Origin of the sequence: Limnohabitans sp. Rim8 (assembly GCF_945901735.1) — a bacterium.
Lineage (GTDB): Bacteria > Pseudomonadota > Gammaproteobacteria > Burkholderiales > Burkholderiaceae_C > Limnohabitans_A.
Map to the genome: position 1 here is coordinate 35,525 of NZ_CAMDLM010000011.1, position 14,614 is coordinate 50,138.

Sequence of the window (14,614 nt, forward strand, 5' to 3'; positions counted from 1 at the left end):
CTTTATTGTAGGTCGGTGGCTTTAGCCCCGACATGGGGGTTACAGGCACTCGCGTTGCAGGGATGAGACCAAGCCGCTTGTCGGGGCTCAAGCCGCTGACCTGCGGGTGGAACGGGTTGTTTATTGAAAAGCCACTTCGGCGAAGCTGCGCAGCTTGCGGCTGTGCAGCTGTTCAGGGCCCGCGTCGCGCAACAAGGTGACCGCGCGAATGCCGATTTGCAGGTGCTGGTTGACGCGTTCGCGGTAAAAGTGGTTGGCCATTCCCGGCAGCTTGATCTCGCCGTGCAGAGGTTTGTCGCTGACGCACAGCAGCGTGCCATAGGGCACCCGAAAGCGAAAACCATTGGCGGCAATCGTGGCGCTTTCCATGTCCAGGGCCACGGCGCGGCTTTGGCTGAAGCGCCGCTGCGGTTTGTTGTCCGGCAGCAGCTCCCAATTGCGGTTGTCGGTGCTGGCCACGGTGCCGGTGCGCATCAGGCGTTTGAGGTCTGCACCATGACAACCCGTGACCTCGGACACAGCCCGCTCGAGCGCCACCTGTACCTCGGCCAGTGCCGGAATCGGCACCCACAGCGGCAGCTCCTCGTCGAGCACATGGTCTTCGCGCACATAGGCGTGGGCCAGCACGTAGTCGCCCAGCTGCTGTGTGGTGCGCAGGCCCGCGCAGTGGCCCAGCATCAGCCAGGCGTGCGGGCGCAGCACGGCGATGTGGTCGGTGATGGTCTTGGCGTTGGCGGGCCCCACGCCGATGTTGACCATGGTGATGCCGCTGTGACCCTTGCGCACCAAGTGGTAGCCCGGCATTTGCGGCAGGCGCGGCGGTGTTTGGCCCAAGGCGTCCACCTCTTCAGCGGGCAGGCCCACGCGGCGCGTGACCATGTTGCCAGGCTCGACAAAAGCGATGTATTCGCTGTCCGGGTTTTGCATTTCGGCGCGGCCCAGGGCGATGAATTCGTCGATGTAAAACTGGTAATTGGTGAACAGCACGTAGTTCTGAAACCAGCGCGGTGATGTGCCGGTGTAGTGGCGCAGGCGCTGCAGTGAATAGTCGATGCGCGGCGCGATGAACAGGGACAGCGGCTTGGCCTCGGAGGCTGCAGGTTCGTGCGTGCCATTGGCAATGCCGTCGTCCATGGCGGCCAAGTCGGGCAGGTCAAACACTTCGCGCATCAGGGCCTGGCGCTCTCGGCTCAGGCTGCCTTCCATGTGCTCGTCGTCGGCAAATGAAAAGTGGATTGGAATCGGCTGGTTGCTGGTGCCCACCTGCAGGCTGACGCCGTGGTTTTGCAGCAGCAGTGTCAACTGCTGATGGATGTAATACGCAAACAAGTCCGGCCGGGTCAGGGTGGTTTCAAAGCGGCCTGGATCGGACACAAAACCGTAGCTCAAGCGGCTGTCCAGCCCCGCATTTTTGCGGCTGGTACTGGTGACCTGCACCCGCACAAAAGGGTAAAACGCCCGAACACGGGTGCCTGTCATGTCCGAGCCCGCCACAAACTCGCGCATGGCTTGGCGCAGGTGGTTCACGCTGTGCTGGTAAATGTGCTGGATTTGCGCCAAGGCGCTGTCGGCATCGTGGTGCTCGGAAGGGGCAATGAAAGGCGGCAGGTGCTGCATGGAGATTCCTGGACGGGCGATCTGAGGGGCTCAAGTCTGGGCATTTTGCGGCATGTCCGTGTCGTTTGCCTGACCTGCGTTCAAGCTCAGGTTGGGGTGTTGCCTAGGTGACCACGCCAGGGGCTCGGGTCGGGCAAGCTGTGCGACATAGCCCTGCTCTGTCGGGGCAGCCCTTTCAGGAGTCCGTAGATGCGCCAAGCCCGTAAAGTCATCATCACCTGCGCCCCCACCGGGGCCATCCACACCCCCAGCATGTCACCGCATTTGCCGGTGACGGCCGACGAAATTGCCGATGCGGCGATTGCCGCAGCCGAGGCGGGCGCCGCCATCTTGCACTTGCACGCCCGCGACCCGGTGGATGGCCGTCCAACGCAAGACCCGGCGTTTTTTGTGCCGTTTTTGCAAAAGATCAAGGCCAAGACCAACGCCGTCATCAACCTGACCACAGGGGGCAGCCCGCACATGACGGTGCACGAGCGCATGCAACCCGCGCTGACCTTCAAGCCCGAGGTGGCATCGCTCAACATGGGTTCGATGAACTTTGGCCTGTTCCCCATGCTCGACCGATTCAAAACTTTTGAGCACGAATGGGAGCGCGAGCACCTGGAAAAAAGCCGCGATCTGGTGTTCAAAAACACCTACAACGACATCGAGACCATCTTGCGCCTGGGCACCGAAAACGGCACCCGCTTCGAGTTCGAGTGCTACGACATCAGCCACCTGTACAACCTGGCGCACTTTCGGGATCGGGGGCTGGTCACGGGACCGTTGTTCGTGCAGTCGGTGTTTGGCATTTTGGGGGGCATCGGTCCGCACCCCGAAGACCTGATGCACATGCGCCGCACCGCTGACCGCTTGTTTGGCAACGATTACCAGTGGTCGATTTTGGGCGCGGGCAAGGGCCAGATTGCGCTGGCCAGTATCGGCGCGGCCATGGGCTCGAACGTGCGGGTGGGTCTGGAGGACTCGCTCTGGATTGGCCCTGGAAAATTGGCCGAGTCCAGCGCTCAGCAGGTGCAGCGCATCCGCACCGTGCTCGAAGCCCTGAACCTGGAAATTGCCACCCCCGATGAGGCGCGCAGCATGCTGGCGCTCAAGGGCGGGGATCGGGTAAATTTTTGAGGTTCAGTGCGCGTTGACCCGGCTTTCGATGCGCATGCTGCGGACCTCTCAATGGTCACATGCCATGAAACGCTCAAAATGAACTCAAGGGTTGCTCAGTAGCATGGGAATGTCCAAAGGCGAGACGACTTGGACATCCTTGGCCATGGCCCATCCCTCTTGTACGGGAGCCATGACATAGGCCTTGTGGACCCCGATGTCCTCGCAGGCCTGCCAAAAGCCTTTGGACACTTTGGGGGCAGACGAAAATTTAATTTCAAACCCGGTGGTCTCACGGCCTGTCTCTACCACCACATCCAACTCAGCGCCCGCAGCGGTTCGGTAAAAAGAGACACTGGCACCTGTTGGCAAGTGGTTGCAAATTTGCTCGATACAAAAGCCTTCCCACGATGCGCCCGTGTTGGGGTGGCCCATCAAATCATGGACGTTGCGCATGCCCAGCAGGTAGTGCAGCAAACCGCTGTCGCGCACATAAATTTTGGGTGATTTCACAAGCCGCTTGCCCAGGTTGGCATGAAACGGCTCCAATCGGCGCAGCATGAGCGATTGCACCAAATGGTCCAAATACCGGGTGACTGTGGGCGATGAGACACCCAGCGATGCCGCGATGCTGGACGCGTTGAACAGTTGGCCGTGCAGGTGCGCCACCATACGCCAAAAGCGTCGCATCAATTCGGGCTCGACATTGATGCCCAAGGCGGGCAAATCGGTTTGGAGGAAGTGCCTGACAAAAGCATCGCGCCAGAGCCAAGATGCGTCGCCTTGGGGCGCGGTGTAGCTGCCCGGAAATCCACCGCGCACCCACAGGGTTTGAATGTCTTCAAAGCTTTGAAGCACTTCGCTCAACAGCAGGGGGGCCATGTCTACAAAGGTCAAACGCCCTGCAAGGGATTGCGATTGCTGGAGCAATTTGAACGAGGCTGAACCCAGAATCAGAAATCGGCCAGGACGCCGGTCTGCATCAATCTCCCATCTCATGGTGCTGAACAGCTCCGGGGCATTTTGAATTTCATCCAAAACCACCAATCGATGGCGGTTGGCTTTGAAAAATACATCGGCTTGATCCAGCTTAGCGCGTGCTTGTGCGTTTTCTAAGTCAAGGTAAATCGAGTCTGGAAATTCAGCAGCGATTTGCTTGGCCAGCGTGGTCTTGCCGATTTGACGTGCGCCCAAAATGGCCACAGCGGGGTTCAAGCCCAGTTGTTGGCGTATTTCAAGCGCAGATTTTCTTTGAAACATCCTTGCATTTTAAACATGTCATATTAAAAATACAAGGATAAATCTAACGGGACAGCGTTCTTGTGGCGTTCACATGTTGCGTCGGTACTGACCACCCACCTCAAACAGCGCGTTGGTGATCTGACCGAGCGAGCAGACACGCACCGCGTCCATCAGCACCTCGAACACGTTGCCGTTGTCGATCACGGCTTGTTGCAAGCGCTTGAGCATGGCAGGTGATTCGGCTGCGTGCAGAGCATGGAAGTCGTTCAGGCGTTGGAGTTGGCTCTGCTTTTCTTCCTCGGTCGAACGGGCCAGTTCCAGCGTTTCCATGACTTCGTCGCCCTTGGGGTTACGGAAGGTGTTGACGCCGATGATGGGCAGCTCGCCGGTGTGCTTGAGCATCTCGTAATGCATGGATTCGTCTTGGATCTTGCCGCGCTGGTAGCCGGTTTCCATCGCGCCCAGCACACCGCCGCGCTCGGCGATCTTTTCAAACTCGGCCAGCACGGCTTCTTCCAGCAACTCGGTCAATTCTTCTATGATGAAGGCGCCTTGGCTGGGGTTCTCGTTTTTGGCCAGGCCCCACTCGCGGTTGATGATCAGCTGGATCGCCATGGCGCGGCGCACCGAGTCTGCGGTGGGCGTGGTGATGGCTTCGTCAAACGCGTTGGTGTGCAGGCTGTTGCAGTTGTCATAGATCGCGATCAGCGCTTGCAGCGTGGTGCGGATGTCGTTGAACTGGATCTCTTGCGCGTGCAGCGAACGGCCCGAAGTCTGGATGTGGTATTTCAGTTTTTGTGAACGCTCATTCGCGCCGTATTTCTCTTTCATCGCCACAGCCCAGATGCGGCGCGCCACACGGCCCATGACGGTGTACTCGGGGTCCATGCCGTTGCTGAAGAAGAAAGACAAGTTGGGCGCGAAGTCGTCAATGTGCATGCCGCGTGCCAAGTAAGCTTCCACAAACGTGAAGCCGTTGGACAGCGTGAAGGCCAGCTGACTGATCGGGTTGGCCCCGGCTTCGGCGATGTGGTAACCCGAGATGGACACCGAGTAAAAATTGCGCACGTCGTGGTGCACAAAGTATTGCGCAACGTCACCCATGACCTTGAGCGAAAACTCGGTGCTGAAAATGCAGGTGTTTTGGCCCTGGTCTTCTTTCAGGATGTCGGCCTGCACTGTGCCGCGCACATTGGCCAGCACCCATTCGCGGATTTTGGCGGCTTCGGTCTCGGTCGGTTCGCGGCAGTTCTCCAGCTTGAATTTGTCGAGGTTTTGGTCGATGGCCGTGTTCATGAACATGGCCAGGATCGACGGCGCAGGGCCGTTGATGGTCATCGATACGCTGGTGGTCGGGTTGCACAGGTCAAAGCCCGAATACAACACCTTCATGTCGTCGAGCGTGGCCACGTTCACGCCCGAGTTGCCGATCTTTCCGTAGATGTCTGGGCGCAGGGCGGGGTCGTTGCCGTACAGCGTGACCGAGTCAAACGCGGTGGACAGGCGCTTGGCGGGCAGGCCTTCGCTCACCAGTTTGAAGCGGCGGTTGGTGCGAAAGGGGTCGCCTTCTCCGGCAAACATGCGGGTCGGGTCTTCGCCTTCGCGCTTGAAAGCGAATGTGCCTGCGGTAAAGGGGTAGCTGCCGGGCACGTTGTCCAGCATCAGCCACTTGAGCACTTCGCCGTCGTCTTCGTATTGGGGCAGCGCGACTTTGCGGATGGTGGTGCCGGACAGCGATTGGGTCGTCAGCGCGGTGCGGATTTCTTTGTCGCGGATTTTCACCACGTACTCATCACCCGCATAGGCTTTTTGCATGTCGGGCCACTGGGTCAGCAGTTTCTTGGCGTATGGGTCTTGAGATTCTTCTCTCGAAATCGCCAAGTCAATGGCGGCTTCGGCGGCCTTGGCGCGACCGGATTTACCCACTTCGAGCATGCGGGCGGCGGCGCGCAGTTGCTGAATCTCGCGGGCCAGGCGCGACTGGTCGATGGCGCGTTTTTTGTAGCCGCGAACCGTGTCGCTGATTTCGGCCAGATAACGGGTGCGGGAAGACGGCACCACAGGGTTCTGGTGGGTGCTGTAACGCACCTTGACCACAGGCAAACAGCCTTCGGTGGCGGGCATGCCCAGCTCGGCCAGTCGGGCCTTGAGGGCTTGGTACAGGGCTGTCACGCCGTCGTCGTTGAAGCGCGCCGCCATGGTGCCAAACACCGGCATCTGCTCGGCCGGCACGGTCCAGGCTTCTTGGTTGCGTTGCACCTGCTTGGCCACATCCCGCAGGGCGTCGCTGGCACCCTTGCGGTCGAACTTGTTGATGGCCACAAACTCGGCAAAGTCGAGCATGTCAATCTTTTCAAGCTGGCTGGCCGCACCGAACTCGGGCGTCATCACATACATGGGCACGTCCACATGCGGCACGATGGCGGCGTCGCCCTGGCCAATGCCCGAGGTCTCGACCACGATCAAGTCAAAGCCTGCCACCTTGCAAGCTGCCACCACGTCGGGCAGGGCGGCCGAAATTTCACTGCCAAAGTCACGCGTGGCCAGCGAACGCATGAACACGCGCGGGCCTTGTGACCAGGGCGAAATCGCATTCATGCGGATGCGGTCGCCCAGCAAAGCGCCACCGCTCTTGCGGCGGGAGGGGTCGATCGAGATCACGGCCACACGCAGCGCGTCACCTTGGTCCAGGCGCAGGCGGCGGATCAATTCGTCGGTGAGTGACGACTTGCCCGCACCGCCGGTGCCGGTGATGCCCAGCACGGGCACTTTCTTTTGCGCGGATTGCTCACGCACGGCTTTGACCACGCCGGCATCGGCTTTGTCGTTCTCCAGCGCCGTGATCAGCTGAGCCAAAGCCCGCCAGTTCATCTCGCTGTGGCCCTGAATCGCGGCCACATTTTTGGGTGCCAGCGGGCTCACGTCCTTGTCGCAGCGCATGACCATCTCGCCAATCATCCCGGCCAGGCCCATCTTCTGGCCGTCTTCGGGGCTGAAAATGCGCACGCCATGCTCGGCCAGCATGCGGATCTCGGACGGCACGATCACGCCGCCACCACCGCCAAACACCTGGATGTGCTCGCCGCCACGCGCCTTGAGCAGCTCGGTCATGTAGGTGAAGTATTCGTTGTGCCCGCCCTGATACGAGCTGATGGCGATGCCCTGGGCGTCTTCTTGCAGGGCGGCGGTCACCACCTCGTCCACCGAGCGGTTGTGGCCCAGGTGGATGACTTCGGCGCCCATGCTTTGCAAGATGCGGCGCATGATGTTGATGGCCGCGTCGTGGCCATCAAAAAGGGAGGCGGCGGTGACAAAACGCACCTTGTTCGTGGGGCGGTATTCGGCCAGGGCTTTGAATTCAGCGGACAGATCGGTCATGGGGCGTCTCCGGTAACAAGCGGTTTTTGATTCGAGCTTTGACGTTGACGTAAACGTCAACCAAAACCCGCATCTTAGCCGCTGCGGCCCGCCTTGTCACTGACAGCCGTGCGGTGCACGGCTGGGGTACAAAAAGCTATGATTCAGGCCCGATTGATGCCCCCAAACAGGACCACATGCCATGACCTCATCCGCCACCCCCCATCCCGTCGCTGCCAATGGTTATGCCGGCGATGTGTTACCCGAGCAGGCTTGGGCCTGGGTGCAGGCGGGAGAGGCCGAGTTGGTCGACGTGCGCAGCGACGCCGAACGCGACTGGGTGGGTTTTGTGCCTGGCGCGCATGCGCTGGCCTGGAAGCAGTGGCCCGGCATGGCCATGAATCCCGACTTTGACGCGGGTGTGCAAGCCTTGGGCGCTGGGGGCAAAAAGCTGCTGCTGCTGTGCCGCAGCGGTGTGCGCTCGATTGCCGCTGCCCAACGAGCGACCGAACTGGGGGTGCAGGCTTTCAACATCCTCGAAGGCTTTGAAGGCGACCCGGATGCGCAGGCGCACAGGGGCCTCAAGGGTGGGTGGCGCTATCGCGGCCTGCCCTGGCAGCAAAACTGAACCGCACGGTTCAAATGCCTGGCGGACGCCGGGCGATCATCTCTTGGCTTGCCATTTCGTAGGCGTGGGCCAGTTTCAGCAGAGCCAGATCCCCTTGGGGTTTGCCGATCAGCGCCAGCCCCATGGGCAAGCCGTTCGCCCCGAAGCCTGCGGGCACGCTGATCGAGGGCAGCCCCGCAAAGGTGGCGTAAATCACCACCTCCATCCAGCGGTGGTAGGTGTCCATGCTTTGGCCTGCAATGCTTTGTGGCCAGCGCAGCGACGCATCAAAGGGCCAGACCTGGGCCACCGGAATGGCCAACACGTCGAATTTTTCGAACATCGCCAGCATGCTCAGGTAAAAACGTGTGCGGCTGGCACTGGCGGCCATGAGTTGGGCCCCTGTCAGGTGGAGTGACTGGTCGTGCTCCCACAGGGCTTCGGCCTTGATGTGGGCGCGGTTGGCCGGGTTGATCAGGAAAGGCGCGATGCGCGGCCCCACCAAAGCCTGCCGCCACACCAGCCAGGCTTGCCAAATTTGCTCAGGTGGCATGCCCAACACGGCTTCGTCCACCGCACAGCCCATGCCCGAAAAGCTGTTCAGCGCCGATTCGCACACATCCAGAACGCCTTCTTCCATAGGCAAATAGCCCTGCAGGTTGCCCAGCCAGCCGACGCGCTTGCCCTTAGGGTCGCTGTCCAAGGATCCCGCAAACACGGCCGGGTCACCGGTCAGGCTCAAGGGGCTTGAAGGGTGAGTCCCCGCTTGGGTTGACAGCAGCAGGGCCAAGTCAGCCACATGCCGGGCCATGGGGCCTTCGGTCGCCAACTGGGCGATGAACACGTCTTGTGCGGGCGACATGGGCACGCGGCCTTGCGAGGGGCGCAGGCCGAACACATGGTTCCAGCCCGCGGGGTTGCGCAAACTGCCCATGAAGTCCGAGCCATCGGCCACCGGCAGCAGGCGTTGCGCCAGTGCCACGGCCGCGCCGCCGCTGCTGCCACCGGCCGTTTTGCTCGGGTCCCAGGCGTTGCGGGTGGGGCCAAACACTTCGTTGAAGGTGTGCGAGCCCAGGCCAAATTCAGGGGTGTTGGTCTTGCCGATCACGATGGCCCCGGCCGCCTTGATGCGCTGGACCATGAGGCCATCTTCGCTGGACACAAAATCTTTCATCAGCGGGCTGCCCAACGTGGTGCGCAGGCCTTGGGCATGGGCCAAATCTTTGATGGCTTGGGGCATGCCGTGCATCCAGCCCATCGATTCGCCGCGTGCCAGTTGCGCATCGCGTTCACGCGCTTGTGCCATCAAAAGTTCGGGTTCTTGCAGGCTGACGATGGCATTGGACTGCGGATTCAGGCGCGCGATGCGCTCGAGCGTGGACTGCATGACTTCCTGGCACGACACCTGCTTGAGGTGGATGGCGCGGGACAAATTCAGTGCGGAAGTATCAGGGTTGACCATGTGGTGATGCTCTCAGGTTTATTTGTATTATGAAAGCGGTCGAAGGGCGATCAGCCACTGGTGAAAACCCCGACTCCGATTTGCGCAAAGGTGACGCTTGTTTGTTTTGAAAGCTGTCATCATGATTTTTCAACTGTTCCTATTTTGGAGATCTGATCATGAAGAGACGTGTACTGTTTGCCGCCACCAGCTTGTTGGGTTTGAGCTTGCTGGCCCCCGTTGTGGCGCAAGCCCAAGCGCAAGACAACAAGGTGTTCCGTTTTGTGCCCCACGCCAACCTGGCGGTGCTCGACCCGATCTGGACCACCGCCTACGTGACGCGCAACCATGCGTACATGATTTACGACACGCTGTTCTCTGAAGACGCGCAGGGCAACATCAAGCCCCAGATGGTGGACACCTACACCACCTCGACCGACCGCAAGACCTGGACTTTCAAACTTCGCGCTGGCTTGGAGTTCCATGACGGCAAGCCCGTCACCAGCGAAGACGTGGTGGCCTCGCTCAAGCGTTGGGCCAGCCGCGACGCCATGGGCGGCATCCTGAACACCTTCATCGACCGCTACGAAGCGCCAGATGCCAACACCTTCCGAATGGTCCTCAAGGAGCCCAGCGGCATCGTGATCGACGCCTTGGGTAAGGCCTCGTCCAACGTGCCGTTCATCATGCCCGCGCGCATTGCGGCCACGCCAGGTGCTGAGCAAATCAAGGAGCACATTGGTTCGGGCCCCTTCATCTTCAAGGCCGATGAATTCAAGCCCGGCGCGTTGGCGGTGTACACACGCAACACCAAATACAAGTCGCGCGCCGAAGCGCCCAGCGGCATGGCCGGTGGGCGTCCGGTCAACTTTGACCGTGTGGAGTGGGTTATCATCCGCGATCCGCAAACCCAGTTCAACGCCATCAAGGCGGGTGAAGTGGACATGGTCGAGCAGCCCAGCTTTGAGCAGTACGAAACCCTGAAGAAGACCGAAGGTCTGAAGATCGATGACTTCTCGCCAGCGGGTCTGCAGTTCATCATGCGCTTCAACCACTTGCACAAGCCTTTTGACAACCCCAAGATCCGCCAAGCCGCCATGGTGGCGATGGGTCAGCAGGCCTACATCAACACCCAGATCGGCGTGCCCGAGTTGGGCAAGCTGTGCCGCAGCATCTTCCCGTGCGGTACGGTTTATGCGGATGAAAACACCGGTTATTTCACCGGCATCGCCAACCCGGCCAAAGCCCGCGAAATGCTGAAAGAAGCGGGTTACGACAACACCCCTGTGCTCTTGATGCGCCCGACCGACTTGGCCTCGATCGCCAAGATCCCCTTGGTGGCCAAGCAGCAACTCGAAGCCGCAGGTTTTAAGGTGGACTTCCAGCAAATGGACTGGGCTTCGTTGTTGGCCCGCCGCGCCAAGAAAGACGCGCCTGCAGCGGGTGGCTGGAATGCCTTCCTGACCGCTTGGACGGCCGGTGACATCTCCAACCCCCTGGCCATGGCCATGCTGAACGCCAAGGGTGACACCGGTTGGTTCGGTTGGCAAAACGAGCCGCGCTTGGAGACATTGAAGGCCAGTTTTGCTCGTGCAGCTTCCACCGAAGAGAAAAAGAAACTGGCCAGCCAGATTCAGGCCTTGGCCTTTGAAACGGCCACCCACGCCCCTTTGGGTCAGTACCGCTCGCCCACGGTGCTTCGCAGCAATGTGAGCGGCCTTTTGGAAACACCCGGCATCCCAGCCATGTGGAACCTCAAGAAAAACTGATCAGGTTCTGAGCGATGTTTCAATTCGTCCTGCGCCGCCTGCTGGCGGTGCTGCCGGTCCTGCTCGTCGTCTCGCTGGTGGTCTTCCTCATCTTGAGGTTGGCCCCCGGTGATCCGGCGGCGGTCATTGCCGGCAACAGCGCCACCAACGACGACATCAACCGCATCCGCGAACAGTTGGGCCTGGATCGCTCCATCGTTTCCCAATACTTCATCTGGATCGGGCGGGTGTTTCAGGGCGATCTGGGGTTTTCGTATTACCTGAACAAACCCGTCACCGAGCTGATCGGGCAGCGCATCGAGCCCACTTTGTCCCTGGCGGCCGGCACCTTGGTGCTGGCCATTGCTGTGGCCATTCCGTTGGGCACCATCGCCGCCTGGCGCATGGGGGGCTGGCTTGACAAAATCCTGTCCGGTTTTTCGGTCGCTGGGTTTTCGGTGCCGGTGTTTGTGATCGGCTACTTGCTCATTTACTTGTTTGCCATTCGCCTGGACTGGCTGCCGGTGCAGGGTTACAAAACCTTGTTCGGGCCGCGCAGTGTCGGCGTGTGGGATTGGATGCGGCAGTTGATCTTGCCCTGGATGACGCTGGCCATGATTTATGTGGCGCTGATTGCGCGGGTCACCCGGGCCAGCGTGTCCGAGGCCCTGACCGAAGACTACATCCGCACCGCACGGGCCAAAGGTCTGACCGAGCAGGTGGTGCTGTTGCGCCACGCGCTGGCCAATGCGGCCGTGCCCATCGTCACTGTGATCGGCATTGGCGTGGCCCTTTTGATTGGTGGTGTGGTGGTGACCGAGACGGTCTACGCCATCCCGGGGTTGGGCCAGTTGACGGTAGACGCGGTGCTCAACCGCGATTTCCCGGTGATTCAGGGCTTGGTCCTGCTGTTTTCCTGCGCCTACGTGTTCATCAACCTTATGGTGGATTTGAGCTATCTCTTTCTTGATCCGAGGATCCGTTACTGATGTCAGTCTCTCATCGTTTATGGGCCAACGGTTCGATCCGGTTTGGTGCCGTGGTGCTCGGGTTCATGGTCTTGGTGTCCTTGCTGGCACCTTGGCTGGGCACCTTGGACCCGGCTGCCATGGACTCCAACTTCATCAACAAGCCTGCGGGCCTCAAGGGTGACTTCACCTTGGTCGACGGCAGCACGGTGGCCCACACCTTCTGGCTGGGCACCGACAGCTTTGGCCGCGACCTCTACAGCCGCGTGGTCTACGGGGCGCAAGTGTCTTTGTTGGTGGGCGGCTTCACGGCGGCGCTGGCCCTGGCTTTGGGCGGCTTCTTGGGCATGATGGCCGGCTATTTTCGGCAAGTCGATGCGGTGCTCATGCGATTCATGGACGGTCTGATGGCCATCCCCGCCATTTTGTTGGCCATTGCGCTGGTGGCGGCATTGGGCGCGCAAGTGTGGACGGTGGTGGTGGCCATCGCCATCCCCGAGGTGCCGCGTGTGACGCGCTTGGTACGCTCTTTGGTGCTGAGCCTGCGTGAAGAGCCTTTTGTGGAGGCCGCCCGAGCGCTGGCCACACCCACATCTGTAATCCTATGGCGTCACATCCTGCCCAATGCTTTGGCCCCCTTGATCGTGCAGGGCACCTTTGTGGCGGCATCGGCCGTTTTGACCGAGGCGATCCTGAGTTTTCTGGGCTTGGGCCTGCCGCCCGACATCCCCACATGGGGCAACATCATGGCCGAGGGGCGTGTGCAATTTAGCCAGTACCCTGGCAACGTGCTGTACCCCGCTTTGTTTTTGGTGCCCACGGTGCTGGCCGTGAATTTGTTGGGGGATGGTTTGCGCGACGTGCTTGATCCCAAGTTTGCGAAGAGGGGGGCATGATGAGCACAGCATCCCCTCAACCGGTCCTGTCGATTCGCCAACTCTCAGTAGCTCTGCCTGCGGGCAGTGACCGGGCGCACGCGGTGCACCAGGTGTCATTGGCGATCTATCCTGGGCAGACCTTGTGTGTGGTGGGCGAGTCAGGCTCGGGCAAATCGGTCATGGCCACCACTGTGATGGGCTTGCTGGCCAAGGAGCTGCGCCCCAGCGGCGGTGAGATCGTGCTGCAAGGCGAGTCCTTGCTCGGTGCCTCGGCCTCGCGTTTGCGCGCCTTGCGTGGGCGCAGCATGGGCATGGTGTTTCAGGAACCCATGACCGCGCTCAACCCGGTCATGACCTGCGGTGACCAGGTCGACGAGTTGCTCTCGACCCACACCGATTGGCCCCGCGACCAACGCCGCGCCGAAATTTTGCGCATCTTTGAGCGTGTTCGTTTGCCCGACCCCGAGCGCATGCTGCGCAGCTACCCGCACCAACTCAGCGGTGGGCAACGTCAGCGCATCGTGATCGCCATGGCGGTGGTGCTCAAGCCTGCCTTGATCATTTGCGACGAGCCGACCACGGCGCTCGACGTGACCACGCAAAAAGAAATTTTGAAGCTCATTGCCGACTTGCAGCGCGAGCAGGGCAGTGCGGTGCTGTTCATCACGCACGACATGGGCGTGGTGGCCGAGATCGCTGACGAGGTGCTGGTGATGAACCAGGGCGAAGCGGTCGAGGGCGGTCCTTGCGAGCAGGTTTTGCGTCGACCCAAGGCCGAATACACCCGCCAGTTGTTGGCGGCCGTGCCGGGCATGACACCGCCAGTGGCCAAACCCGCCTTCAGTGGCCCGGCTTTGTTGTCGGGCCAGGGCGTGGGCAAAACCTACGCCAGCCGCGACTGGATGGGCCGCAACCGCGCCACCGCCGCGCTGCAAAACGCCCATGTGGCGGTGCACGCTGGCGAGACCGTGGGTATTGTGGGCGAGTCTGGCTCGGGCAAGTCCACTTTTGCGCGCTGCCTGATCCGCCTGATCGACCCGACCGAGGGCCACATCTTGTGGGGCGACGACGAGGTGGCCACTTTGCCTGAGGGCCGCTTGAGGCCTTTGCGCAACCGTGTGCAGGTGGTGTTCCAAGACCCCAACCGCTCCCTGAACCCGCGCCGCACAGTGGGGCAGTCCATGGTCGAAGGGGCCATGAACTTTGGCCAGTCGCGCGCCGAGGCCGAAGCCTTGGCGGCCGAGCTGATGACGCAGGTGCGTTTGCCGGTGGAAGCGCTGCTGCGCTATCCCAGCCAATTCAGTGGTGGACAAAGGCAGCGCCTGGCCATCGCCCGGGCGCTGGCATGCCGCCCCCAAGTGCTGGTGGCCGACGAGGCGGTGAGTGCCTTGGATGTGAGTGTGCAGGCGCAAATTTTGAACTTGCTGCGCGAAATCCAGGGCCGCTTGGGCCTGGGTTTGCTCTTCATCACGCACGACCTGCGCGTGGCCGCGCAGCTGTGCGACCGCGTGATCGTGATGCACCAAGGCCTGATCGTCGAAGAAGGCCCGACCGCCGAGCTCTACGCCAACCCTCAGCAAGATTACACGCGCCGCCTGTTGCAGGCTGCACCGGCCGCTTTGCCGCCGCTTGAGGTCGTCTGACTGAACCCTGGA

Annotated in this window: 10 protein-coding genes; 6 read left to right on the plus strand and 4 right to left on the minus strand. The window is 60.9% G+C overall.

Annotated features, from left to right (window positions below; all coding sequences use genetic code 11):
- Positions 1-120: 120 nt before the first annotated feature.
- Positions 121-1,617, minus strand: coding sequence for an AMP nucleosidase (locus Q0O99_RS07455; RefSeq protein ID WP_293750026.1), 1,497 nt, complete (start codon positions 1,615-1,617; stop codon positions 121-123).
- Between the two features lie 189 nt (positions 1,618-1,806).
- On the opposite strand from Q0O99_RS07455, the gene Q0O99_RS07460 reads away from it, so the two are divergent.
- On the plus strand, positions 1,807-2,739 hold the full coding sequence (locus Q0O99_RS07460) for a 3-keto-5-aminohexanoate cleavage protein (protein WP_293750028.1): 933 nt from the start codon (positions 1,807-1,809) through the stop codon (positions 2,737-2,739).
- 84 nt (positions 2,740-2,823) lie between these two features.
- Here Q0O99_RS07460 and Q0O99_RS07465 read toward each other — a convergent pair whose 3' ends face one another.
- A complete protein-coding gene (locus tag Q0O99_RS07465) occupies positions 2,824-3,978 on the minus strand; it encodes an ATP-binding protein (RefSeq protein WP_293750030.1) in 1,155 nt (384 codons plus the stop codon).
- Between the two features lie 69 nt (positions 3,979-4,047).
- Positions 4,048-7,338 carry a fused isobutyryl-CoA mutase/GTPase IcmF gene (gene icmF, locus Q0O99_RS07470; RefSeq protein ID WP_293750032.1) on the minus strand — a complete coding sequence of 1,097 codons (3,291 nt, stop codon included), beginning with the start codon at positions 7,336-7,338 and terminating at the stop codon, positions 4,048-4,050.
- 181 nt (positions 7,339-7,519) lie between these two features.
- Here icmF and Q0O99_RS07475 point away from each other — a divergent pair, with 181 nt between their 5' ends.
- Positions 7,520-7,945, plus strand: a complete 426-nt coding sequence (locus Q0O99_RS07475; protein ID WP_293750033.1) for a rhodanese-like domain-containing protein — start codon at positions 7,520-7,522, stop codon at positions 7,943-7,945.
- 10 nt (positions 7,946-7,955) lie between these two features.
- Here the strand turns inward: Q0O99_RS07475 and Q0O99_RS07480 are convergent, their stop codons facing one another.
- The gene (locus tag Q0O99_RS07480) at positions 7,956-9,386 is read right to left on the minus strand and encodes an amidase (RefSeq protein ID WP_293750035.1); all 1,431 of its coding nucleotides are present in this window, start codon (positions 9,384-9,386) and stop codon (positions 7,956-7,958) included.
- A 158-nt stretch (positions 9,387-9,544) separates the two neighbouring features.
- On the opposite strand from Q0O99_RS07480, the gene Q0O99_RS07485 reads away from it, so the two are divergent.
- Genes Q0O99_RS07485 through Q0O99_RS07500 form a run of 4 tightly spaced genes read left to right on the plus strand, consistent with a single transcriptional unit; the run spans position 9,545 to position 14,602 of the window.
- Positions 9,545-11,134 (plus strand): ABC transporter substrate-binding protein, encoded by a 1,590-nt coding sequence (locus Q0O99_RS07485; protein ID WP_293750037.1) that lies wholly within the window; start codon positions 9,545-9,547, stop codon positions 11,132-11,134.
- Between the two features lie 14 nt (positions 11,135-11,148).
- Positions 11,149-12,102, plus strand: coding sequence for an ABC transporter permease (locus Q0O99_RS07490; RefSeq protein ID WP_293750039.1), 954 nt, complete (start codon positions 11,149-11,151; stop codon positions 12,100-12,102).
- Positions 12,102-12,977, plus strand: coding sequence for an ABC transporter permease (locus tag Q0O99_RS07495; protein ID WP_293750041.1), 876 nt, complete (start codon positions 12,102-12,104; stop codon positions 12,975-12,977). The genes Q0O99_RS07490 and Q0O99_RS07495 overlap by 1 nt, the downstream gene beginning before the upstream one ends.
- On the plus strand, positions 12,977-14,602 hold the full coding sequence (locus Q0O99_RS07500) for an ABC transporter ATP-binding protein (RefSeq protein WP_293750042.1): 1,626 nt from the start codon (positions 12,977-12,979) through the stop codon (positions 14,600-14,602). Before Q0O99_RS07495 ends, Q0O99_RS07500 begins: the two co-directional genes overlap by 1 nt.
- Positions 14,603-14,614: the final 12 nt, after the last annotated feature.

Excerpts from the sequence above, each read along its gene's own strand:
- Q0O99_RS07465 (WP_293750030.1), bottom strand. The coding sequence starts at position 3,978 with ATGTTTCAAAGAAAATCTGCGCTTGAAATACGCCAACAACTGGGCTTG.
- icmF (WP_293750032.1), bottom strand. The coding sequence starts at position 7,338 with ATGACCGATCTGTCCGCTGAATTCAAAGCCCTGGCCGAATACCGCCCC.
- Q0O99_RS07475 (WP_293750033.1), top strand. The coding sequence starts at position 7,520 with ATGACCTCATCCGCCACCCCCCATCCCGTCGCTGCCAATGGTTATGCC.
- Q0O99_RS07495 (WP_293750041.1), top strand. The coding sequence starts at position 12,102 with ATGTCAGTCTCTCATCGTTTATGGGCCAACGGTTCGATCCGGTTTGGT.
- Q0O99_RS07460 (WP_293750028.1), top strand. The coding sequence starts at position 1,807 with ATGCGCCAAGCCCGTAAAGTCATCATCACCTGCGCCCCCACCGGGGCC.
- Q0O99_RS07490 (WP_293750039.1), top strand. The coding sequence starts at position 11,149 with ATGTTTCAATTCGTCCTGCGCCGCCTGCTGGCGGTGCTGCCGGTCCTG.
- Q0O99_RS07480 (WP_293750035.1), bottom strand. The coding sequence starts at position 9,386 with ATGGTCAACCCTGATACTTCCGCACTGAATTTGTCCCGCGCCATCCAC.
- Q0O99_RS07485 (WP_293750037.1), top strand. The coding sequence starts at position 9,545 with ATGAAGAGACGTGTACTGTTTGCCGCCACCAGCTTGTTGGGTTTGAGC.
- Q0O99_RS07455 (WP_293750026.1), bottom strand. The coding sequence starts at position 1,617 with ATGCAGCACCTGCCGCCTTTCATTGCCCCTTCCGAGCACCACGATGCC.
- Q0O99_RS07500 (WP_293750042.1), top strand. The coding sequence starts at position 12,977 with ATGAGCACAGCATCCCCTCAACCGGTCCTGTCGATTCGCCAACTCTCA.